At 60.0% G+C, this 20,417-nt stretch carries 18 protein-coding genes; 10 read left to right on the top strand and 8 right to left on the bottom strand.

Annotation, left to right across the window (positions count from 1 at the left end; genetic code table 11):
- Positions 1-9: 9 nt before the first annotated feature.
- The 3 genes from O3297_RS06465 to O3297_RS06455 are packed head-to-tail and all read right to left on the bottom strand — an operon-like array spanning position 10 to position 3,811.
- Positions 10-2,358: a hypothetical protein gene (locus O3297_RS06465; RefSeq protein WP_305048101.1), complete on the bottom strand. Its 2,349-nt coding sequence runs from the start codon at positions 2,356-2,358 to the stop codon at positions 10-12.
- The gene (locus tag O3297_RS06460) at positions 2,355-3,113 is read right to left on the bottom strand and encodes a PP2C family serine/threonine-protein phosphatase (protein WP_305048100.1); all 759 of its coding nucleotides are present in this window, start codon (positions 3,111-3,113) and stop codon (positions 2,355-2,357) included. Before O3297_RS06460 ends, O3297_RS06465 begins: the two co-directional genes overlap by 4 nt.
- A gap of 14 nt (positions 3,114-3,127) precedes the next feature.
- On the bottom strand, positions 3,128-3,811 hold the full coding sequence (locus O3297_RS06455) for a VWA domain-containing protein (RefSeq protein ID WP_034787343.1): 684 nt from the start codon (positions 3,809-3,811) through the stop codon (positions 3,128-3,130).
- A gap of 282 nt (positions 3,812-4,093) precedes the next feature.
- On the opposite strand from O3297_RS06455, the gene O3297_RS06450 reads away from it, so the two are divergent.
- From O3297_RS06450 to O3297_RS06425, 6 genes are all read left to right on the top strand, one after another.
- On the top strand, positions 4,094-4,564 hold the full coding sequence (locus O3297_RS06450; RefSeq protein WP_305048099.1) for an RDD family protein: 471 nt from the start codon (positions 4,094-4,096) through the stop codon (positions 4,562-4,564).
- Between the two features lie 6 nt (positions 4,565-4,570).
- The gene (locus O3297_RS06445; RefSeq protein WP_305048098.1) at positions 4,571-5,035 is read left to right on the top strand and encodes a hypothetical protein; all 465 of its coding nucleotides are present in this window, start codon (positions 4,571-4,573) and stop codon (positions 5,033-5,035) included.
- Positions 5,036-5,231: 196 nt separating this feature from the next.
- Positions 5,232-5,957 carry a helix-turn-helix transcriptional regulator gene (locus tag O3297_RS06440; protein WP_305048097.1) on the top strand — a complete coding sequence of 242 codons (726 nt, stop codon included), beginning with the start codon at positions 5,232-5,234 and terminating at the stop codon, positions 5,955-5,957.
- 186 nt (positions 5,958-6,143) lie between these two features.
- Entirely contained in the window at positions 6,144-6,593 is a 450-nt protein-coding gene (locus tag O3297_RS06435) for a hypothetical protein (RefSeq protein ID WP_151095089.1), read from the top strand.
- 33 nt (positions 6,594-6,626) lie between these two features.
- Positions 6,627-7,019 (top strand): hypothetical protein, encoded by a 393-nt coding sequence (locus O3297_RS06430; protein ID WP_305048096.1) that lies wholly within the window; start codon positions 6,627-6,629, stop codon positions 7,017-7,019.
- A gap of 62 nt (positions 7,020-7,081) precedes the next feature.
- Positions 7,082-7,609: a hypothetical protein gene (locus O3297_RS06425; protein ID WP_305048095.1), complete on the top strand. Its 528-nt coding sequence runs from the start codon at positions 7,082-7,084 to the stop codon at positions 7,607-7,609.
- Positions 7,610-7,654: 45 nt separating this feature from the next.
- On the opposite strand, the gene O3297_RS06420 is transcribed toward O3297_RS06425, so the two are convergent.
- Entirely contained in the window at positions 7,655-8,110 is a 456-nt protein-coding gene (locus O3297_RS06420; RefSeq protein ID WP_151095083.1) for a tellurite resistance TerB family protein, read from the bottom strand.
- A 323-nt stretch (positions 8,111-8,433) separates the two neighbouring features.
- Between O3297_RS06420 and O3297_RS06415 the strand changes: the two genes are divergently transcribed.
- Both O3297_RS06415 and O3297_RS06410 read left to right on the top strand, forming a co-directional pair.
- On the top strand, positions 8,434-9,240 hold the full coding sequence (locus O3297_RS06415; RefSeq protein WP_305048094.1) for a lipid II flippase Amj family protein: 807 nt from the start codon (positions 8,434-8,436) through the stop codon (positions 9,238-9,240).
- Between the two features lie 156 nt (positions 9,241-9,396).
- The gene (locus O3297_RS06410) at positions 9,397-11,112 is read left to right on the top strand and encodes an AIPR family protein (RefSeq protein ID WP_305048093.1); all 1,716 of its coding nucleotides are present in this window, start codon (positions 9,397-9,399) and stop codon (positions 11,110-11,112) included.
- 143 nt (positions 11,113-11,255) lie between these two features.
- Here the strand turns inward: O3297_RS06410 and purL are convergent, their stop codons facing one another.
- Positions 11,256-15,293 (bottom strand): phosphoribosylformylglycinamidine synthase, encoded by a 4,038-nt coding sequence (purL, locus tag O3297_RS06405; RefSeq protein ID WP_305048092.1) that lies wholly within the window; start codon positions 15,291-15,293, stop codon positions 11,256-11,258.
- A 193-nt stretch (positions 15,294-15,486) separates the two neighbouring features.
- Complete coding sequence (locus tag O3297_RS06400; protein ID WP_305048091.1) at positions 15,487-16,551, bottom strand: GGDEF domain-containing protein; 1,065 nt, start codon at positions 16,549-16,551, stop codon at positions 15,487-15,489.
- Positions 16,552-16,899: 348 nt separating this feature from the next.
- Here O3297_RS06400 and O3297_RS06395 point away from each other — a divergent pair, with 348 nt between their 5' ends.
- Both O3297_RS06395 and O3297_RS06390 read left to right on the top strand, forming a co-directional pair.
- Positions 16,900-18,525: a tetratricopeptide repeat-containing response regulator gene (locus O3297_RS06395; protein WP_070259783.1), complete on the top strand. Its 1,626-nt coding sequence runs from the start codon at positions 16,900-16,902 to the stop codon at positions 18,523-18,525.
- Positions 18,526-18,663: 138 nt separating this feature from the next.
- On the top strand, positions 18,664-19,113 hold the full coding sequence (locus O3297_RS06390) for a VOC family protein (RefSeq protein ID WP_099387662.1): 450 nt from the start codon (positions 18,664-18,666) through the stop codon (positions 19,111-19,113).
- A 46-nt stretch (positions 19,114-19,159) separates the two neighbouring features.
- Here O3297_RS06390 and O3297_RS06385 read toward each other — a convergent pair whose 3' ends face one another.
- Both O3297_RS06385 and O3297_RS06380 read right to left on the bottom strand, forming a co-directional pair.
- The gene (locus tag O3297_RS06385; protein ID WP_034787325.1) at positions 19,160-19,405 is read right to left on the bottom strand and encodes a hypothetical protein; all 246 of its coding nucleotides are present in this window, start codon (positions 19,403-19,405) and stop codon (positions 19,160-19,162) included.
- Between the two features lie 370 nt (positions 19,406-19,775).
- Positions 19,776-20,417, bottom strand: coding sequence for a TetR/AcrR family transcriptional regulator (locus O3297_RS06380; protein ID WP_305048090.1), 642 nt, complete (start codon positions 20,415-20,417; stop codon positions 19,776-19,778).

Here is a 20,417-nt window from a genome sequence, read left to right as displayed (position 1 = left end):
GTCATTCCTTTAATCGTCTGGCGAGACACGCGGCTCGGCCGGCACAAAGCTGACCCGGCCATTGCGGTAGCGCACCAGCACCTCCGCCTTGGCATCCCGCAACTGGCCATGCTTGACGGCCGGCAAATAGGTCCAGCGCTTCACGCTGTCCTGCATGACCTTGTTCAACTGGGGTTCCATCGGCATTTCCGCCACCGCATGCGTCAGGGTGCCGTCGGCGGCAATCGACAGGGTCAAGCGGTTTTCGCCCGTCGCATTCTGCTTGTCGAGCACGCCGTAATCAACCGTCGTCATCGTCTCGCGCAGCACGCCCGCAGGCTGGTCCGGCAAGGGCGGCAAGGCCTTGAGTTTTGCCGCCAGCAGCGCGCCATCGGCCAGCGCCTTGTCCCAGCGCTTCTGGTAGGCCCCTCCCTGGGCCAGGCGCAGCACCTTGGCGGCCCGGTCCATGCGTTTTGCCGTGGCGGCGACACCATTGTCGGACGGCTCGCCCGGTTCCGTCGGCATGGCGTTTTCTACCGCGTAACGGTAAGACGTCAGCTGCGCCAGCGCCACCAGGTTGACGGCATCCTGCTCATCGCCGCCACGCAGCAGGGCCGTGGCCGCGATGCCGAGCCAGGCCACGCCATCGGTGGGACGGCCCCACACGGCTTGTTCGAAGTACTGGCGCGCCGCCTGCGGTTCGTTCAGGCTCAGGTGCATGCGGCCCATGGCCGCCGCTGCCAGGTGGTCGCGCGGGTCGGCTTGCAACTGGTCAAGATAGGTCTTCGCCAATTCGGGGGCGTAGCCAGGCATCGCGCCCAGGCCTTCCATCAAGGTGGTACGCAGGCGCGCGCGCACCTTGTCGCCCTCGTAGCGCGACGACTTGTCCTCGCCGGCCCGGTACAGCAGCTGCAAGCCGCGCGTGACGGCGTCATCGTCGCCCTTGGTCATCGCTTGCGACAGGCTGTACACGGCCTTGCGCGCATCGGACTGCTGGAAGCCGGCCGCCTTGCGCTGGCGCCAGCTGAATACTTCCAGGCCAGCCGCCTGGTCCGCTTGCGCCTGCAGGCTGGCCTTGTCCTTGACTTCGTCTGGCGACGAGGTCCAGGCCGTAAAGCCGATCAGGAACAGCACGATCAGCAGCACCACCACGGCCCAGCCCTTGCCGGAAATGCCACCCGCATTGGCCTGCGCGGCACCCGCAGGCAGCCGCACGGGCGCCTGCCCCGGCGCCGTATGGTGCGCGCCGCGCGTGCTGCGCTGCTGCGGCGGCTGTTGCACCTGCATCTGCTGCGCCTGCACGGATGCTTGCGCGGCCGCAGCGATGACCTTGTCGCGCGCGCACGCAGCGCAACCCTGGCCCGCAAAATGCTGGTGTTCGGGATTCACGGCACACACGACGAGCTTGCCGCCGCTGCGCTGCGCATAGCCGCGCAGCAACTGCGCCCAATCGGCCGCCGATGGCCGCTGCGGTTTGGGCGATGGGGAAAACGCGCGGTCGAACATGGCGCGCAATTCGGGCGGCATCAGCGCGTGGCCGCTGGTGGCGTTCGGCGCAAGTTGCTTGTGGCGTTTTATGCCGTACGCATAGCAGCCGTCGCGGATGCGCCCGGGAATGTCGGTCGCCACTTGCGCATTGCCGGGCCGCCCGCTGTACGGGTGGATGCCAAAGTTGAGCAACTGGAAGATGACGACGGCCAGCGCGAAGCGGTCTTGCGCCATTTCCGTTCCCGCCGGCATGCCCTTGCGCTGGAATTCCGGCGCAAGGTAGTCGGCCGTGAATTGCTCGGCAGGAAAACGCTCCGCATGGCCCTGGATGCTGAAGCCGTCGCAGTCGAGCATGGCGATGTACAGCGAATCGCGGTAAAAGCGCAGGTTCACGGGTTTCAGATCGACCACGTAATGCTGCTGCTGGTGCAGCGCATCGATGACGGCGGCCAGGTTAGCGGCCAGGGTCAGCTTGGGACCGAGTCCCGTGGGCAATCCTGCCGCGCGCGCTTGCCGCTCCTGCATGATCTGTTCCAGCTCGGCCGTCTGCGCCATGTCCAGCAAAGGCATGACGAAACCGGCGAAGCCGCCCTGGCCGTCGAACACGGCCGCCTGTGGCCAGGCGATCTGGACGTAGCGTTTGCCGTTTTCCAGTTGATCAGGCAGCTCGGGCGACAGTTCCAGCATCGCTTCGAGCTTGCGCCGGTTGGCGGCCCGGTCCAGGTGCGGATGGTAGAGCTTGGCGACCTGCGCGGGCGCGCCGGGCAACAGATACACGCTGCCTGCGCCGCCGCTCTTGACGAGTTTGCCCAAGACCAGGCTGCGGACTTTATCCAGCCAGATTTTTCCACCCGGGCTCAGGCCCGGTGTCACACCTTGCTTCTTGCTCATGCGCGCAAGGCCAGCAGCAAGGTCTTGTCGTCGCCCGTGATCTGGTGCGTGCGCGGGTCGGCCAGGGTGGACGCCAGCGCCGCATTGCCCAGCTCCACGCTGTCGACCGTGCGCAGATAAGCTTGCACGGCATCCATGAATGGCGCGTACAGGGCCCCATTGTTCTTGCTCATGGCAAAGGGCATGCAGCCGTCGGACATCAGCACGATGCCGCGCACGGACTGGGGAATCGGCAGCAGGCGCAGTTGTTCACGCCAGCGCTCGCCGCTGATGAAATAGGTTTCGTTCGCGTATTCGCCGTTGGCGGGCAGCGAGATCAGTTCGCCGCCATCGTTCAGCTGCGCCACGCCCAGGCCGTCGCCCAGGTGGAAAAAGAAACCGTTGTCGCTGCCCATCACCACGCCCACCACGGTGGAAGCGTAGTCGTCGAGGGTGGCGTTGGCGGCGCGGGCGATGTCGTCCAGCGCGGCGCGGATCTGCGCCAGGGTGCCGGCCAGCGCGCCGTCCGCCAAATCCTGCACGGTGGCGCCCTGCTCCAGCCGCCCGGCCAGCGCCTGCACGGTGTGCGCGGCAACAAACTGCGCGCCCTGCTCGCTGAGGCGGGCCGATCCGGCGCCATCGCAGACGATGGCGACCAAAACATCGTCCACGACGGCATGTGCGTGCGCATCCTGGCAAGGAATATCTTTATCCAGGTGCGCCTTGCCCGTGACGGAGGCGCCGAACACGCGCCAATGCTTGTTTACTATCGTCATGGATCAGCGGGCTTTCACGTACTCACGACGGACCAGCCGTCCGTCGAGGCCAGTTGCGCCTGCGCGCCGGGACGCGATTGCGACACCACCTGCATGCTGGCGCTCAGCCACAGGAACAGTTCGCGGAACTGCAAGCCTTTCAACTGCTTCACGCCCCGCTCGCCGCGGCTGGAGAATTCGCCCAGGGTATCGATGTTTGCGTGGTCGCCCACGGCGATGGGGAAGATCGCCACTTTATTGGCCTGCTCGGCCGCGCGCGCCTGTTCGGCGCCGTGCTGCCAGCGGTCCGTCGGCTCGCCATCGGACATCAAAAACAGCCACGGCCGCGTATACGCCACGCCTGCTGCGCGGAAACGCTGCTTTTCCTGCTCGATCTCGGCCAGGGCCAGTTCGACAGCCGCGCCAGTCGGCGTCGTGCCGTTCGCTTCCAGACGCGGCGCCGTGAAATCCATGGCATCGCACCAGTTGCTGGCCACGACGGCTTCATCGTGGGCGCCATATTGAATCACGAGGATGCGCACGCGCTTGGCGGCGATCACGTCGGACTTGAGTTCCTGTTCCAGCAAGGCCAGGCCTTCGTTCAGCAGCGAAACGGGTTCGCCATCCATGCTGCCGGAGCAGTCCAGCACGAGCACCAGCGGCGTGCGTTGTTCGGTATTGTCGACCAGGGCGACGTCGGGGATCATTATGGAGGTCATGTAATTTTGATAGAGTTGCGAAATAGCTTAGCCCCGAAGCTTACCCTATGGATATGTTTTCCATGCGTCCGATTGCGTCGGATTTCGCCATGCGGTATCAAAGCGACCATTTTCAGGGGCTTTTCGTCCCTGCCTCTCACGCCTCGTGCAATTTTCCTTGCCCTCGCCAATAGAACAGCTGACAAAACCTCTAACTTGCAATGAAAGCAACAAGATCGTACACTGCGCCATTCTGACCCGCCACCAGCGGCCACTCATTGACTGACGTTTTGGAAAAAAATAATGCAACAGAATTCTGAAATGGACTATGTAGGCTTCTGGCCACGCGTTGGCGCGACGTTGATCGACACCATACTCATGCTGATTATCATAGTACCGATGTTGATGGCCATATATGGCCAAAGCTACTTTTTGACCGACTCCTTTTTCCGTGGGCCTGCCCACTTCATGATTTCATGTGTACTGCCGCCACTGATTCAATTGGCGCTGTGGATCACCCTGTCTACAACGCCTGGCAAGATGGCCATCGGCGCGATCATTGTCGATGCGCGGACGGGCAACAAACCTTCTGCCGGCCAGTGTATCAAACGCTGTCTCAGTGCTTACCTGTCAGCGCTACCGCTTTACCTGGGATTCTTTTGGATAGCTATTGACCCGCGCAAGCAGGGATGGCATGACAAGATCGCTGGTACGGTTGTGATACGACGCAAGGCCACGGCAGTGCCGGCGGCCCTTGACCTGCCGTTGCAATGAGCAAACTTGATGATACCTGTCGCAAACCTGGAAAAACTTGAAGAATTCCTTGGACAAAAACTGGACCAGTTCGCATCTGGGCCGCCAATCGCGCACCCGGGGCTGCGTTTGTCGCAGGTGTGCAAACAGGTGGCGCTGGCAATCCGTAACGGTAACACTACCGCCGTGCGCATCGCCTTCCTGATACTGACAAAAGACCCTAACATGCCCTTCGGGAAGATCATCAAGAGTGATTTCGCCAGAGCATTAAAGCAAGGTGTCAACCTCCTGTCCGAGATACAACGACGTGGCTTGGTGGCGAAAACCTGTGAGTTGCTGGGACTCGCATTCTGTCCGCGAGAAACGGAAGATTATTGCAGGCTGATTAAAAAATTTGGACAATCCGAGCTGCTCCCGCAGCTGCATGCTGTTCGCGCCACGGATGCAAAATCCCGCCTGCTCCTGGAACGCCTGGTTGCCGAAAGTGCGTAGCGGACATCCCCAATCCGCTGCAGCACCGCATTGCAGCGATGCCATATTTATACTATCTTGAAAGATGCCCAGGCCAGATGGCAGCGTCCAGCCCTTCCTTACAAAGGTGGGGCCAATCGCTGTACCACACTGCCCTTACCCAGTTCCGCACCTGCACGCCCGCGGCACACTGATGTAATCAGGATTGGGGGCAAGCATGAGCACGACAATGAATGTGGGCAAACTGATCGGCGCCATGTACGACTCGGCCTGCGGCATCGGCGACTGGCCGCAGCTCGACAGTGCCGGCCTCAGCGGCCAGCAATGGCAGGAGCTCTTGCCGCATCTGCAGCGCGCCCTGTGCCTGCAGCAGCGCTTGCGCGAAGCGCAACTGGCCAGCCACTGTGCGCTGGCAGCGCTCGACGCCATGGGTGCCGTCGTGCTGGTGCTCGACGCCAACCTCGGACTGCGTTTCGCCACCCCCGCCGGCCACGCCCTGCATGCGGCGCAGCTGGAACACGCTGCCCCGCCCGCTCTGATGCGCGCCGTGCGCCTGGTGATCGCCAGCGCCGGCGGCGCGGCGCAATGCCAGTCGCTGCGCCTGACACGCAAGCAGCAAGCGCCCCTGGCCCTGACCGTCACCCCGCTTGCCGATTGCCAGCCGCCATGCGCGCTGCTGATCGCGCGCGATCCCACCAAAGCAAGCACGTCCGTCCCTGCCTTGCGCCAGCTGTTTGACTTGACGCAAGCCGAGGCGCAAGTGGGCAAGGCGCTGGCGCAAGGGGCCACCATCGAGGAAATCGCCGCGCAGGGCGGCATCAGCGTCAACACCGTCAAGACGCATCTGCACCACACCTATTTGAAGACGGATACGCGGCGCCAGGGCGAGCTGATCGCCCTGATCCACGGCGCCACGGCGCACCTGGCCGTGCTCGATGCATGAGGCCGTGTCATCCGATCGGATGATGCGCGGTGCATCTTGCCTGCCTACACTGGCAACACCGGTAGTCCGCGCCTTGCCAGTGTGACAGCAGCGCTTGCGGACCAGCCGGTTCGGTTTCCCTGTCACCCGCATCAACATCGCCGCGCCGGCAGCGGACGGCACCACAGTTCAAGGATGGGTAAAAAAATGAAAACATGGATCTTGGCCGGCACCTTGGGCGTCTGCGCCCTGCTGGCAAATGCGCAAACGCTGCCCGACAGCCAGACCGTCGTCGTTCCCGGCGGACGCCTGCACACGATCGAATTACCGGCACACAGACATTTCATGAGTGCGGAAAGTTTTGCCCCGTTCCGCGGCGGCTATGAGCTGTCGAACGGACAAGTGCTCTACCTGCGCAACGCGGGCAGCATCGGCGCCATGATGTATGCGCGCATCGATGACCAGGAAGAACACCGCATCATCGCCACCGGCAGCGACAGCTTCGTGGCGCTCGACCAGCAACTGGCCATGCGCATCGACTTGCGCGACGACGGCAGCGTGGGCGGCGAAGTGCTGATGCGGGTACCGGCCGAAAAACTGGCCAGCGGCGAGATCGTGCCAGCCCATGTAAAAAGCATGGGCCTGGCATCGCGTTAGGGCGGCAAGCCGCGTGCCGCATGGGTGGCAGCCATGAGCAAACAGTATTCTGTCCAGCAGCAAAACGCGCTGACCCAGGCCGCCATCAAGCAGACGGCGGCCTGGTGGCGCGCGCGTCCCTTGCCCGACGCCTTGCGCCAGTGCGCGGCCAGCCATGGCGTGGCGCTGGGCACGGCCCTCATGCTCGACCTGCAACTGGCTTGCCCAGGCATGCCCGCCGTGTACGGCAAGCTGCTGAGCGCCGATGGCCACTTCATTCATTTCGAGATGGACCTGGACGACGACTTGCACCCCCTGCCCGGCAGCGTGGCATGGGACGACATCAGCGCCGGCTACGACCTGGCCGCACACAAGCGGGGCACGGGGGTCGGTTATGGGATGCTGTGCAAGAAAGTGCTGCAGGAATTGAATCGCGGCGCGTGCTAGCGGAACCGTTGCCGGCGCATGCTATGATCGGCCCCCGTTCATGAGACAAATGGCAACGCTACATGCAGCATCCATCCGGCAACAACCCGATCCCGGCGCTGCTGCGCCGCGGCCTGCGCCTGCTGGCCTGGCCCTTGCTGGCCCTCGTCAGCGCCGCCTGCACCACCACCACGCGCCATCCTGCCAGCGAGCCCACGCAAGTCATCCTGCGCTTTACCTTTGACGATGGCAAGCCGATGCGGCATGAAACTCACATGGTCACGGCGCGCCAGCAAACGTATATCAAGTACTGCAGCAAGATAGGCAGCACCAGTGTCTGCGATGTCGGCATAGACATACTGTATGCAAGCGCCGACGCGCCGCTCGATGCAACTGGCGAAGTGCGCGTCACCCTGCGTTCGACCGGCCCCATCGGCGACCTGCCGACCGAACGCTGCATCAATGGCAAGTCCTACCTCTTTAATTCCGGCGACTGGATACGCGGTCCGTTTCACCAAGGGCAGGTGATCGAGATCCGCTACAAGATAAGTCCATTGAAGACGGCATGCCCGAGGTCGGAGGACGCGCCGCCGTGGTGGGACAAGAATTAAACTAGCCAGCCCCAGCCGGGGCCGGCTGGCCGGCTGGGCTGGCGGTTACTGCAGCTCGAACTCCGCAGGATTCAAGCCCAGCTCGCGCGCGATCTTGCTGGCCACGCGCTGCTCGTTGGCGTCGAAATTGCCGTCCGACGAAGCGACGGCGATAATCATGCGCACCAGCAGGCGCGACGCCTCCACATTCGACTTCATCTTGCCCAGCGCCTGATACGCCTTGGCTTCGCCGATATCCTTGTCGAACTCCAACTGGCCGACATATTCCTGGAAAGCCTTGATCACGTCCGTGGTGGTAAACACGGACAGCGCGTCATTGCTTTCAATAAACTTCACCATCTTCTGCTTCTCTTCCGCACTGACGCTGCCGTCCGCCATGGCGATCAGGGCCGATCCCGCCATCGCGGCATTCAGGAAATCCTTGTTCTTGTACTTCAGGGCTTCGGTCTTCAGTTCGCTGGCTTTGGTCTTCAGTTTGGACAGAAAGGAATCGAAACTCATGGCGGTTCTCCTGGTGGGTGTTGGTGCGGCAGCGCTACACGCTACCACTTCCATCCAGCTGAGGGCGCGGGCCTGGAATGCAAGCGCTGGAAGCATGCCTTGCCTCCGCTGACCGCATGGTCCAACCCACAGACAAAGAGCCGGGGTCAGCCCCTAAGGGTCTGACCCCAGTTTCTGCCTTGGGGTGAAATTCAGCCAACGCCACACTAGCGCACATAAAACACCACAAAAGCAAGATCGTGTGAGTATTATCTTCTTTGCAGTTGAAAAATAAGTAACTTCATGGCAGCATGGAATTACATTTTCTTTACTGCAAGGTTGTGATGGACAAGCAATTGCTGTTGATTTGCGCACTGACGTTCATCATCCACATCATCGGCACCCTCGCCTATTCCGTGCGTATCGCCGGCATCCGCACGCGCCGCATCGCCGTGTCGTTGGCCCTGTTCAGTATTTTGATGCTGCTGTCGCGCACTTCAAATTCCTTCCTCGGGCCATTCCTCGCCAAGCGGGTGGAAACGGGAATCGACCAGCACGTGGCCGCCAGCACGCTATTGCTCGACTTCCGCTGGCTGCTATTTTCCGCCAGCCTGGCGACGATACTCGGCGCGATCCTGATCCCCACCTTCCAGCGCGCCTTCTGCCGCGCCGTCGAGCACTTCCAGGTGCACAGGTCCGTGCCAAAACTGCTGCTGCACGCCGTCTTCAAGGGCGGTCTGTCCTATCTCAAAACCTCCGCCAGCCTGCCCAAGCCCGCCAACGTGACGGGCCTGCGCGAAAAATCCGGCGTCTCCGTCTCCATGACAGCCATGAACGTCATCGCCACGGCCCTGTGGACGGTAGGCGTCTTCGCGGCGTTGTACGCAGGCGTGCTCGACCCGAGCGTGCGCGTCACCTCCAGCACCCTGTCATCGATCATTAACGGCGGCGCCACCATCATGATGGCCGTCTTCATCGACCCGCACATGTCGGGCATGACAGATGACGTCATCGAAGGCAAGATCGAAGAATCGCAGTTCAGACGGGCGGTGGTGTGGCTGGTGGGCAGCCGATTGGCGGGCACGCTGATTGCGCAGTTTTTGCTGGTGCCGTCGGCGGTGGTGATTGTGGGGGTGGCAAAGGGATTATAGATTGAACAATGAAATGTTCTCAAAGACTTATATAATTTAAGAAGGAAAATACCAAAACAAACGATTAGTACCATTTGATAAATAATTATAGGGAAAAGATATTCTAAACTTATAAATATTCGCGACATAAAAATATACAATTTTAAAATATAAATCATGGCAACTAAAATTACACAAAAATCTGAAAAAATAAAAGACCCTCGGAAAGAATTAATTGAGGCAATTGATGCAGTAGCAAAACGTGGAGGAATTTCCAGAGACAGGGCTATTGCGGCTTGGTACGCAACCACGTTACTCGGTATAGATGAGGATGAGGCAATTGATGCGGCGTCAGTAGACGGACCAGAGGATGGTGGCTGCGATTTTATCTATGTAGATACTGATCAAGAAACAGTTTATGTTCTGCAGGGTTACGTAGCTGAGAGATCAGATAGAAGCGCTCCATTGAAAAAATGGAATGCATTAGTTGCTGCAGTCTCAAGCATTAAAGATCCCATATCATTCGAGCATGCAGGAAGAATTGATATTCAGACAAGACTGCAAGACCTTGACATTCAAAATCTAACATTAGTATTCGGCTTAGTAACATTGGCAGCGAAATCTGATCAAATAGCACGACAAAAAGAGTCAACGGTCCGATCAAAAACATATGGACCTGACGTCTCTTTTTTCTATGAACATCAAGACACGCTGTATGATAAATATCTTATTGCAAAAACTGCAGATAGAACTGTTCCTGAAGACACTTTAACGTTTGGCAACCCACTTTCAGAAATTCGTGGTGATTTTGGTCACGCAATTATAGGTTCCGTTGCAGCAAGTGAATTAGCTCGATGGTATGCAAAATACCCGAATCAGCTTTTCGAGGGAAATGTACGTTTATTTATCGGCCAAAGAAAAGGCGGAATAAATGAAAAAATAATTGAAACAGCCGTTAACAGACCCGGTGAGTTTTGGGCGTTAAATAATGGAATAACAATTGTTGCCGACAGCATTGAAGAAATAACGAAAAAGAAATTTACCCTCAGGCATTTCTCGATTGTGAACGGCTGCCAAACCACAGTAAGCTTAGCAAAGGCTATCGGCATTTCAACTACAGCAGAAAAAGCTCAGGTGCTAGTCAGGGTTGTGGGCGCAAAGAAGACTATACTGACTGACATTGTTAGATATAACAATACTCAAAATCCTGTTAAGCTATCGGCCGTAAGATTGCTTGATCCTATTCAAGAGGGATTGAGAAATTCTTTTCTATCTATAGATTACTCTTATGCGCCAAAACAAGAAGGGGCACGGGTTAATAAAAATCCAAAGCGAATAGAACTAGACAAGATTGCACAATATTTAGCAGCAATGTCAGAAGAAACTATTCTTGACGCAGTTCGTCGAAAAACCGAACTCTTTGACAAGGTCTATAAAACAATTTTTCCAAGAGGACTACAAGCAGAACGTGTATATCTCGCGTGGCTCTTAGCTCAACAAATTGAAACTGAGCGGATGATACTACTTAAAGCAAATGACTCTCCAGATGCAGTTATAAAAACAATACTTGGAATTCATGGCACACCTTGGGGTATATTTGTTGCAAGCACTCTTATTGATCAATCTGGCTCAGATTTATCCAAACTCACTCTGCAAAGAATGAATAGTGTGGAGTTTAGCAATGCAATTGCAAAGTATGCAAAAAAGGCAATGGAGTTATACTCCGAGATTGCAGTGCAAATAGTTGATTCTGAAGGTGACAATACAAATACTCGAAATGAAATACGTGTAAAGCCATTTTTAGACAAACTAAAAAGAACATTAGCTTTAAGAATGTCAAAAATTTCAGTATGGAAACTACCAAAACTTCAAAACATTACTAGTCCGACATAAATCGCACACCAATACTGATATTGGTGCCAAATAACATGGCTAATTACCGATAAAAAAAAGCCGCTATCTCCCGACAGCGGCTTTCTCATTCCTACCCCAGCAGCAGCGCCTTGAACTCCGGCGCTGCCCTGCAAGCGAACTAATTACCCCACAAACTTCCGTGCATTCCTGAACATGCGCATCCACGGCGAATCCTCGCCCCATGCTTCAGGGTGGTACGACTGCTGCACCGAGCGGAACACGCGCTCCGCGTGCGGCATCAGTACGGTGAAGCGGCCGTCTGGCGTGGTGACGGAGGTGATGCCTTCCGGCGAACCGTTCGGGTTGTACGGGTAGGCTTCGGTGGCGGCGCCCTTGTTGTCCACAAAGCGCATGGCTTTGGTGACCTGGGTGATGTCGCCTGTTTGCGAGAAGTCGGCGTAGCCTTCGCCGTGGGCGATGGCGATGCCGGCTTGGGTGCCGGCCATGCCGTTGAAGAAGATCGATGGGGAATCCATCACTTCGACCATGGCAAAGCGGCCTTCGAATTTCTCCGACTTGTTGCGCGTGAATTTAGGCCAGGCGTGGGCGCCGGGGATGATGGATTTCAGGTTGCTCATCATCTGGCAGCCGTTGCAGATACCGAGGCCGAAACTGTCCGTGCGGTTGAAGAAGCGCGCGAACTGTTCCGCCAGGCTGGCGTTGAACAGGATGGTTTTCGCCCAGCCTTCGCCCGCGCCCAGCACGTCGCCGTACGAGAAGCCGCCCACGGCGATGACGCCCTGGAAGTCGTCCAGTTTCACGCGGCCCGCGATCAGGTCGCTCATGTGCACGTCGACCGCCGTGAAGCCTGCCTGGTGCATCACGTAGGCCGTCTCGATGTGCGAGTTGACGCCCTGCTCGCGCAGGATGGCGACACGGGGACGCACGCCGGTGGCGATGAATGGCGCGGCGATGTTGTCGTTCTGGTCGAAGGTGACGATAGGCGACATGCCCGGATCTTGCACATCCAGCAGGCGGTCGTATTCGGCGTCCGCGCAGGCCGGATTGTCGCGCAGGCGGGCGATGCGCCAGCTCGTTTCGCTCCACAGGCGGTGCAGTTCGGCGCGCGGCTGGGTGTAGATCAGCTTGGCGTCGCGCGTGAATTCGATGACGTCGCGGTCGTTCAATTTGCCGATGATATGGCTGCAGGCGCCCAGGTTGAAGGTGCGCAGCACGTCCATGACGAGCGACTTTTCTTCCGCGCGCACCTGGATGACGGCGCCCAGCTCTTCGCTGAACAGGGCGCGCAGGGTCAGTTCGTTGCGGCGTTCCGCCACCTGGCCGGTCCAGTTCTTGGCGTCGCCCCAGTCGCTGGAATGTTCGCCTTCCATGGTCAGCATGTCCAGGTTGACGGACATGCCCGTGTGGCCGGCGAAGGCCATTTCCGTCAGGGTGGCGTACAGGCCGCCGTCCGAACGGTCATGGTAGGCCAGCAGCTTGTCGTCGCTGTTGAGCTTTTGAATGGCGGCGAAGAAGCCTTTCAAGTCTTCCGCGCTGTCCACGTCCGGCGTTTCATTGCCCAACTGGCCCATGACTTGCGCCAGGGCGGATGCGCCCAGGCGGTTCTTGCCGCGACCCAGGTCGATCAAGATCAGCGACGTATCGCCCTTGTCCGTTTTCAGCTGCGGCGTGAGCGACTTGCGCACGTCCGTCACTGGCGCAAACGAGGACACGATCAGCGACACCGGCGACGTGACGGATTTCGCCGCGCCCGTGCTCTCGTCTTTCCACGTCGTGCGCATCGACAGCGAATCCTTGCCGACGGGGATGCTGATGCCCAGCGCCGGGCACAGGTCCATGCCGACAGCCTTGACCGTGTCGTACAGGGCCGCGTCCTGGCCAGGCTGGCCGCAGGCGGCCATCCAGTTGGCGGACAATTTGATGTCGGAGATGTCGCCGATGGCTGCTGCGGCGATGTTGGTGACCGCTTCGCCCACGGCCATGCGGCCGGAAGCTGCCGCGTCGATGACGGCCAGCGGCGTGCGTTCGCCCATGGCCATCGCTTCGCCCAGATAACCTTCGAAGCTCATGGTGGTGACGGCGCAGTCGGCCACCGGCACTTGCCATGGTCCCACCATCTGGTCGCGCACGGTCATGCCGCCCACGCTGCGGTCGCCGATGGTGATCAGGAAGGATTTGTCGGCCACGGTTGGCAGCAGCAGCACTTTTTGCGCTACATCAACCAGGTCCATGCCGGTGAGATCAATGGCCGGGAAATCGTTGGCCACGTGGACCACGTCGCGCTGCATCTTTGGCGGCTTGCCCAGCAAGACGTCCATCGGCATGTCGACCGGCTCGTTGCCGAGTTCCGGGTCGATCAGTTTCAGTTGACGCTCTTCGGTGGCCACGCCCACGGCGGCGAACAGGCAGCGTTCGCGTTCGCACATGGCTTTGAACAGCGGCAGGCTTTCCGGCGCGATGGCCAGGACATAGCGTTCCTGCGACTCATTGCTCCAGATTTCCTTCGGTGCCATGCCCGATTCTTCCAGCGGCACCTTGCGCAGGTCGAAAATCGCGCCGCGCTTGGCATCGTTGGTGATTTCCGGGAACGCGTTCGACAAGCCGCCCGCACCCACGTCGTGGATGGAGATGATCGGGTTGTCGGCGCCCATTTGCCAGCAGGCGTTGATGACTTCCTGGGCGCGGCGTTCCATTTCCGGATTGCCGCGCTGGACGGAGTCGAAGTCCAGGTCGGCCGTGTTGCTGCCGGTGGTCATCGACGAAGCGGCGCTGCCGCCCATGCCGATGCGCATGCCAGGGCCACCCAGCTGCACCAGCAGGCTGCCGACGGGGATGTCGTTCTTGTGCGTGTGCTGCGCCGAGATATTGCCGATGCCGCCAGCGATCATGATCGGCTTGTGATAGCCGAAGACGGCGTCTTTGTCCGTGCCGACGTTCTGTTCATACGTGCGGAAGTAGCCGCCCAGGACCGGACGGCCGAATTCGTTCGAGAATGCGGCGCCGCCCAATGGGCCTTCGATCATGATCTGCAGCGGCGACGCGATGCGCTCCGGTTTGCCGTATTGGTCCGCATCCGTGCGCGAGGCCAATGGCGCCGTCACGGAAGCGGCCGTTTCCCAGCTGCGCACGGCGTCCGGCAGCGACAGATTCGATACGGTGAAACCCGTCAAACCGGCTTTCGGCTTGGCGCCGCGGCCCGTCGCGCCTTCGTCGCGGATCTCGCCGCCCGCGCCCGTGGAGGCGCCCGGGAAGGGAGAGATGGCCGTCGGGTGGTTATGCGTTTCCACCTTCATCAGGGTGTGCGTCAGTTCCGTGGATGCCGCGTATTCGTGCTTGTCGCCGCGCGGGTAGAAGCGCGACACGGTCGCACCTTCCATGATGGACGAGTTGTCGCTGTAGGCAACGACGGTGCCCTTCGGCTGCAGCTCATGCGTATTCTTGATCATGCCGAACAGCGATTTGGGTTGCGCCACGCCGTCGATGGTCCAGTCGGCGTTGAAGATCTTGTGGCGGCAATGCTCGCTGTTCGCCTGCGCGAACATCATCAGTTCCACATCCGTCGGGTTGCGGCCGGCCTTGGTGAAGGCGGCGTCCAGGTAGTCGATTTCGTCTTCCGACATCGCCAGGCCCAGTTCCGTGTTCGCCGTTTCCAGTGCGCGCTTGCCCTGCCCCAGCAAGTCGATCGATTCCAGTGGACGCGCTTCCAGGGTGCGGAACAGGTCCTTGGCGTCGTCCGCGCTGCGCAGCACGGATTCCGTCATGCGGTCGTGCAGCAGGTCGGCCACGGCTTGCACCTGCTCGTCCGTCAGTTTGCCGGCGCCAATGGCGCTGCCCAGGATGCCCGATTTCAGGTTGATGCGGAAAGCGATGCCGCGTTCGACGCGCTTGATGTGCGCCATGCCGCAGTTGTGCGCGATGTCCGTGGCTTTCGAGGCCCACGGCGAAATCGTGCCGAAACGGGGGATGACGAAGAATTCTTCGGCAGCGCCTTCCGTATTGTCAGCGTGGGCCGGCTCGCCGTACGTCAGCAAGGCGCCAAGGCGCGTGCTATCGTCGTTGGTGAGAGGCGCGCTGGCATCGATGAAATGGACATAGCGTGCTTGTACGGCAACAATCGCAGGCGAGACGGCTTGCAGTTGGCTTAACAGACGGTGGCTACGGAAATGGGACAGGGCATTGGAACCCGGCAGTATCAACATGATTGGAAGGTGGTTGATGCAGCGTGGCTGCGGGTTAAAGGTAGGTATGACAATATCTTTCGTACGGCAAATTTCCTTTGCGCGCATTATACCCGTTTTACCCCTGCCTTATGACCGGAACTTGGGCCTTTGCCACCCTTTTGCCCCGCACAGCGGCCATTTTTGACATGGCAACAACACCCTCGGCCTGACATCAGGCGATCACGTAGCGGTTCTTGCCTTGCCGCTTGGCCAGGTACAGCGCCTCGTCGGCCAGCCGGTAGCTGTGGCCCAGGTCCTTGCCCCGGTCCAGTTCGGCCACGCCCACGCTGATCGACACGAACTGTGCGGCATGAAACGCCTGGCTGACGGCAGCGACCAGGGCGCCGGCAAAGGCGCGCACGGCCTCGCGTTCGCCCGCGTAGACGACGCCGAATTCCTCGCCGCCCAGACGCCCGCACAGATGGCCCTGCGCCTTGTCGGCGATGATGGCGGCCGTGCGCACGAGCACCTCGTCGCCCGCATCGTGGCCCTGCTGGTCGTTGATGATCTTGAAATCGTCGATATCGATCATCAGGAAATGCAGCATGCCGCCTTGCGGCGCGCCATGCATCTGCTGGGCGCGCTGCGTGAACATGCGGCGGTTGTTCAAGCCTGTCAGGCCGTCCTGGAAGGCCAGCCGCGTCAATTCCAGCTTGGAGTGGTAGTTGCGCAAGCGCAATAAACTGAAGCTGACATTCAGCGCCAGCCCGAACAGGATGCTGACGGCAATCATCAACGGCGCCCAGGACTGGTCGGGCAAGCCAGCGTTGACGGGATACAGGCCGTGGCCCACGTTCCACCACACGCCGGCCACCACGGCCAGGTAGCTGAGGCCGCCATTGAAGATGGAGGCGATGGCCAGGGTCATGAAGACGCCCACGGGCAAGACCCAGAAGCTGGCGTGATGGACGGCGTCGGCCATGGTGCGCAGGCCAAAAGTCAGGGTCAGCACGGCGCAAGCGCCCGTAATCGTCAGCACGGGCAAGGTGGTGCAGCGGTAGCGCACGATCAGGCTCGTCAACATGCCCAGCAGCGCCAGCACGGCGTGCGAGAAGTTCGGATGATAAGGCTCCGGCATCATCAGCCAGGTCAGGCTGTAGGCAATGATGCCCAGCAGCTGCGTGACCATGCCGACCCGGTGCAGCTCCGCAAAATAGGTGTGCTGCTGTTCGCTGTTGCCGCCAAATGCGAGGGGAACAGCAATGCGCCGCAGGGAAGAAAGGTCAGGAATACGCATACGGGTATCGACACCAGAAAGAAGAAAAGCGCCCGGTACAGCCTTGCGCATGCCTGGCCGCAAGATTGCGCGGCATTCAACACTAGTTGTAATTAGGATACTATCATGCTAGTCAACTATTTGCTCGGATATGCGTCGCCCGCACCCGCGCGCAGGGCCGCGGCGCCATGAAATACAACGCCCCACGCCACCGGACGCGCCCTGCGCCCTGCCCCGCGCCCGATTGCATGCATTTTGCTGGCAGTGTCGCCCGGCTTTGCAGTATGCTGATAAAAAGTAATACTGCCAGACAGATACATATAAGAAGAGTTCCCGCAAATGACCAAACAGATGAACGAGAGCTGAACCATGCCAGAAACTAGCGACTTATCTGTCCTGATCGTCGACCCGAACCCCAGCATGCGGGGCAATCTGCACAATATGCTGAACCAGGCGGCCATCACCAAGGTGGAATATGCCGTCAATTCCGGCACGGCCATCCGCTTGCTGACGAAGAAACCGTTCGACATCATCCTGTGCGAATACGATCTTGGTAGCGGCACGGACGGCCAGGATGGCCAGCAATTGCTGGAAGACTTGCGCCACCACAAGCTGATCGGGCTGTGGACGATCTTCATCATGCTGACCTCGGAAGCCATCCACAGCAAGGTGATCAGCGCGGCCGAGCTGACCCCGTCCGACTACATCTTGAAACCGTTTACCGTCGATGTGCTGAGCGGGCGCATCGCGCGCGCCATCGAACGGCGCGCCATGTTCCTGCCCACGTATCAGCTGATCGACAAGGGCGACTTGCGCGAAGCCGTGAAAAGCTGCCGCGCGGCCGAGCTGCAGCACCCGCGCCTGGCGGCCGATTTCGCCCGCCTGCGCGCCGAACTGCACATCGCGCTCGATGAATGGAAGGAAGCGGAACAGCTGTACGGCGACATGCTGGCCACGCGGCCCATGGCCTGGGCCCATCTGGGACTGGCGCGCACCCTGTTCGAGCAGCAGCGCCACGAAGAGGCGCAGGATGCGCTGCTGGAACTGGTGGAAGTCTATCCCCGCTTCATGGCCGCCTATGATCTGCTGGCGCAAAACCATGAAGCCATGGGCCAGCAGCTGCAGGCGAAGAAAATCCTCGAGGACGCGGTGGCCATTTCGCCGCACATGGTGCGCCGCTTGCGCCACCTGGGCGGCATCGCCTATGACACGGGAGACATCGGCGCGGCCGAACGGGCATATAAACAGGTGGTGACGAAAGCGAAGTACTCCGAATTCCGCGACCCGGAAGACCATGTCAACCTGGTCAAGACGCTGGTCAAGAAAGGTGATGCGCCGCAGGCGAGCGGCGTGCTGCGCGACATGGAACGCTCGCTGCGTGGCGGCGCCAACGTGGAAGCGTGCCGCGCCATCTCGGCGGCCATGCTGCATGAATTGTCGGGCAACGACATCGCCGCCGCCAGCGAACTGCAGCTGGCCGCCGCCGCCCTGGACACGGCGCGGGGCCTATCGACGCAGCTGAAGGTGGGCCTCGTGCAAAGCTGCCTGAAAAACAATCTGGAACAGGCGGCGTCCGACGTCATGATGAAACTCGTCAACGAAGCCGACAGCGACGTGACGATGGAAGCGGCCGTCGATGTCTTTGAAAAGGCGGGCCGCCACGACCTGGCGCAAGGCATGGGCCAGCAGATCAGCAACCAGGTGCAGGAATTGATGCAGGATGCGGCCAGCAAATCGGAAAGCGGCGAGCTCAAGGGCGCCGTCTTCGTGCTGCGCCAGGCCCTGCGCAAGACGCCGGGCAACCTGCCCGTGCTGTTTGCTTCCGTCGACGCCATCCTGCGCCAGCTCAACATGCTGGGCTGGGAAGCCCCGCTGGCCGAACAGGCACAGCACCAGATGCAGGTGATCAGCAAGATCGATCCCAAGCATCCGAAACTGGAGTCGCTGAAGCAGCAGTATGCAGCGACCCAGCATAAGTACGGTATTGCTACCTGATGCTGTCGCAACCCTGTAACCAAGAGAATCTGCGGCGAGAGCCAGGGGCCGACGTTTTCTCCAGGCGACGAGACCTCATGCTGCATGCGTAAGGCGTCAATTTGACGTCCAGTTGACGTTAGGCACCCAGGAGGCAACATGACAGTCAAGCGTATGGACAATGTCGGCATCGTGGTAGAAGACATCGATGCCGCCATCGAGTTCTTCACCGAACTGGGACTCGTTCTCGAAGGGCGCGCCCCCGTTGAAGGAGACTGGGCAGATGGCGTCACCGGACTGCACGGCATGCGCGTCGAGATTGCCATGATGCGCACGCCGGACGGCCACAGTCGTCTCGAGTTATCGCGCTTCCTCGCGCCGCCCTTGGCCGCCGATCACCGCAACGCCCCAGTGAACGCTCTCGGTTACCTGCGTGTCATGTTTACCGTCGAGGATATCGACGATACGCTCGTCCGGCTCGTCAAACGCGGCGCGAAGCTGGCCGGCGAAGTCGTCCAGTACGAAAACATGTATCGGCTCTGCTACATCCGTGGCCCTGAAGGCATCCTCATCGGGCTTGCCGAACAGCTCCCGCAGAAGACGTCCTGAGGAATGGCTGCCGCATCACTGGATATCGGCCGATTATTCTTTGCCATCATGGGAGGGTCATGTCCAGACCGACCATCCGCACAATGACGAAGGTGACGAGTCCCAGGCCCATGAGCAACAGCACGAAGCCTGCGACCACCTTGCCGCTCGCGCGCAGCACCGCGCGATTCTGCTTCGCCTTATCCTTATCCTTCTTCCCTTGATCGTAATGCCACTTGATGGCGAAGAACATGCCCGTGCCGAGCACGAGAGCCTTGAACGTAACGAAGACTATAGGGGTCCAATCCATCATTTTGCGTATTTCCAGTCTATTACTTGACACTATCTATCGTGAGGAGCGCTACCTCAAAACACTGCTTCAGCAGCGTCTGCTCAAGGTTGGTGCTGCTGCACGCTCTGATGCATACTACTTTAAAACAATTTCCATACATTGAGACAAAATGTCCCAGTTGCAAACAATGCAAGATGAAAACCGGATGGCTCGGGATAGTCTGGCGAAACGGTACAGCGGCGCGGCAGACGGCCTGCCTGTCTGGCGCGAGTTGCCGGCATATTGGAACTCCTCGCGGCTTGCGCGCGCCGGCGGAGGCCATCGCAACCGGCAGCGTATCCGTGCATGCGATTCGCGAGATCACGCCGGCCGGATTGCAACCCTTCCGGGCCTAATCCGGGCTACGCTCCACCCGCGCCACCACCAGCTCGATCAGCTCCGCGATCAAGGGCCGGAACGTGGCCGCATCGCCGCCCTGCCCCAGCATGACGGTACGCGTGGTGAGGTGCGAAAAGACGGCATCGAACAGGATTTGCGGCAAATTGGAAAACGAGGTGTCGGGCGCGATGCGGCCCCGGATGCGCTGTTGTTCCAGCAGGCGCAGGATCAGCGCGTGCCACACTTGCGGGCCGTGTTCGTACCAGGTGAGGCCCACGGCCGGCACGGCGGCCGCGCCCGTGACGACGAGGCGGTAGAAATCCACGTGGCGGGGACTGGTGACGACGGCCACCAGTTCATCGAGGATCAGCTGCAAGCCCTGTTCCAGGCCCGCTTGCGAGGTATCGAGGCGGCGCAAGTCGATGATGAAATCGGCGCACAGGTATTCCACCACCGCCACCAGCAGCTCCTGCTTGCTGCCGAAGTAGCGGTAGGCGGTGGCCTTCGAGCCGCCCGCCTCGGCCACGATGGCGTCCATGCTGACGCCGTCATAGCCTGACGCGAGGAAGAGGTGCGCTGCCGCCACCAGCAGCTTGCGCCGCCGCTCCTCGCTTCGGGTAGTCGGGGAAGCTGGAACGGTGCGCAACTGGGGCAT

Source organism: Janthinobacterium sp. SUN128, from assembly GCF_030587275.1.
In the GTDB taxonomy this organism is placed as follows: domain Bacteria; phylum Pseudomonadota; class Gammaproteobacteria; order Burkholderiales; family Burkholderiaceae_D; genus Janthinobacterium; species Janthinobacterium lividum.
Note: the sequence above shows the minus strand (reverse complement) of the source record. Positions and strands in the feature narration are given on the sequence as shown.

What these genes read in the sequence shown, in the direction of transcription:
- O3297_RS06465 (WP_305048101.1), bottom strand. Translation starts at nt 2,358, where the DNA reads ATGAGCAAGAAGCAAGGTGTGACACCGGGCCTGAGCCCGGGTGGAAAA.
- O3297_RS06460 (WP_305048100.1), bottom strand. Translation starts at nt 3,113, where the DNA reads ATGACGATAGTAAACAAGCATTGGCGCGTGTTCGGCGCCTCCGTCACG.
- O3297_RS06455 (WP_034787343.1), bottom strand. Translation starts at nt 3,811, where the DNA reads ATGACCTCCATAATGATCCCCGACGTCGCCCTGGTCGACAATACCGAA.
- O3297_RS06450 (WP_305048099.1), top strand. Translation starts at nt 4,094, where the DNA reads ATGCAACAGAATTCTGAAATGGACTATGTAGGCTTCTGGCCACGCGTT.
- O3297_RS06440 (WP_305048097.1), top strand. Translation starts at nt 5,232, where the DNA reads ATGAGCACGACAATGAATGTGGGCAAACTGATCGGCGCCATGTACGAC.
- O3297_RS06435 (WP_151095089.1), top strand. Translation starts at nt 6,144, where the DNA reads ATGAAAACATGGATCTTGGCCGGCACCTTGGGCGTCTGCGCCCTGCTG.
- O3297_RS06430 (WP_305048096.1), top strand. Translation starts at nt 6,627, where the DNA reads ATGAGCAAACAGTATTCTGTCCAGCAGCAAAACGCGCTGACCCAGGCC.
- O3297_RS06425 (WP_305048095.1), top strand. Translation starts at nt 7,082, where the DNA reads ATGCAGCATCCATCCGGCAACAACCCGATCCCGGCGCTGCTGCGCCGC.
- O3297_RS06420 (WP_151095083.1), bottom strand. Translation starts at nt 8,110, where the DNA reads ATGAGTTTCGATTCCTTTCTGTCCAAACTGAAGACCAAAGCCAGCGAA.
- O3297_RS06415 (WP_305048094.1), top strand. Translation starts at nt 8,434, where the DNA reads ATGGACAAGCAATTGCTGTTGATTTGCGCACTGACGTTCATCATCCAC.
- O3297_RS06410 (WP_305048093.1), top strand. Translation starts at nt 9,397, where the DNA reads ATGGCAACTAAAATTACACAAAAATCTGAAAAAATAAAAGACCCTCGG.
- purL (WP_305048092.1), bottom strand. Translation starts at nt 15,293, where the DNA reads ATGTTGATACTGCCGGGTTCCAATGCCCTGTCCCATTTCCGTAGCCAC.
- O3297_RS06400 (WP_305048091.1), bottom strand. Translation starts at nt 16,551, where the DNA reads ATGCGTATTCCTGACCTTTCTTCCCTGCGGCGCATTGCTGTTCCCCTC.
- O3297_RS06395 (WP_070259783.1), top strand. Translation starts at nt 16,900, where the DNA reads ATGCCAGAAACTAGCGACTTATCTGTCCTGATCGTCGACCCGAACCCC.
- O3297_RS06390 (WP_099387662.1), top strand. Translation starts at nt 18,664, where the DNA reads ATGACAGTCAAGCGTATGGACAATGTCGGCATCGTGGTAGAAGACATC.
- O3297_RS06385 (WP_034787325.1), bottom strand. Translation starts at nt 19,405, where the DNA reads ATGATGGATTGGACCCCTATAGTCTTCGTTACGTTCAAGGCTCTCGTG.
- O3297_RS06380 (WP_305048090.1), bottom strand. Translation starts at nt 20,417, where the DNA reads ATGCCCCAGTTGCGCACCGTTCCAGCTTCCCCGACTACCCGAAGCGAG.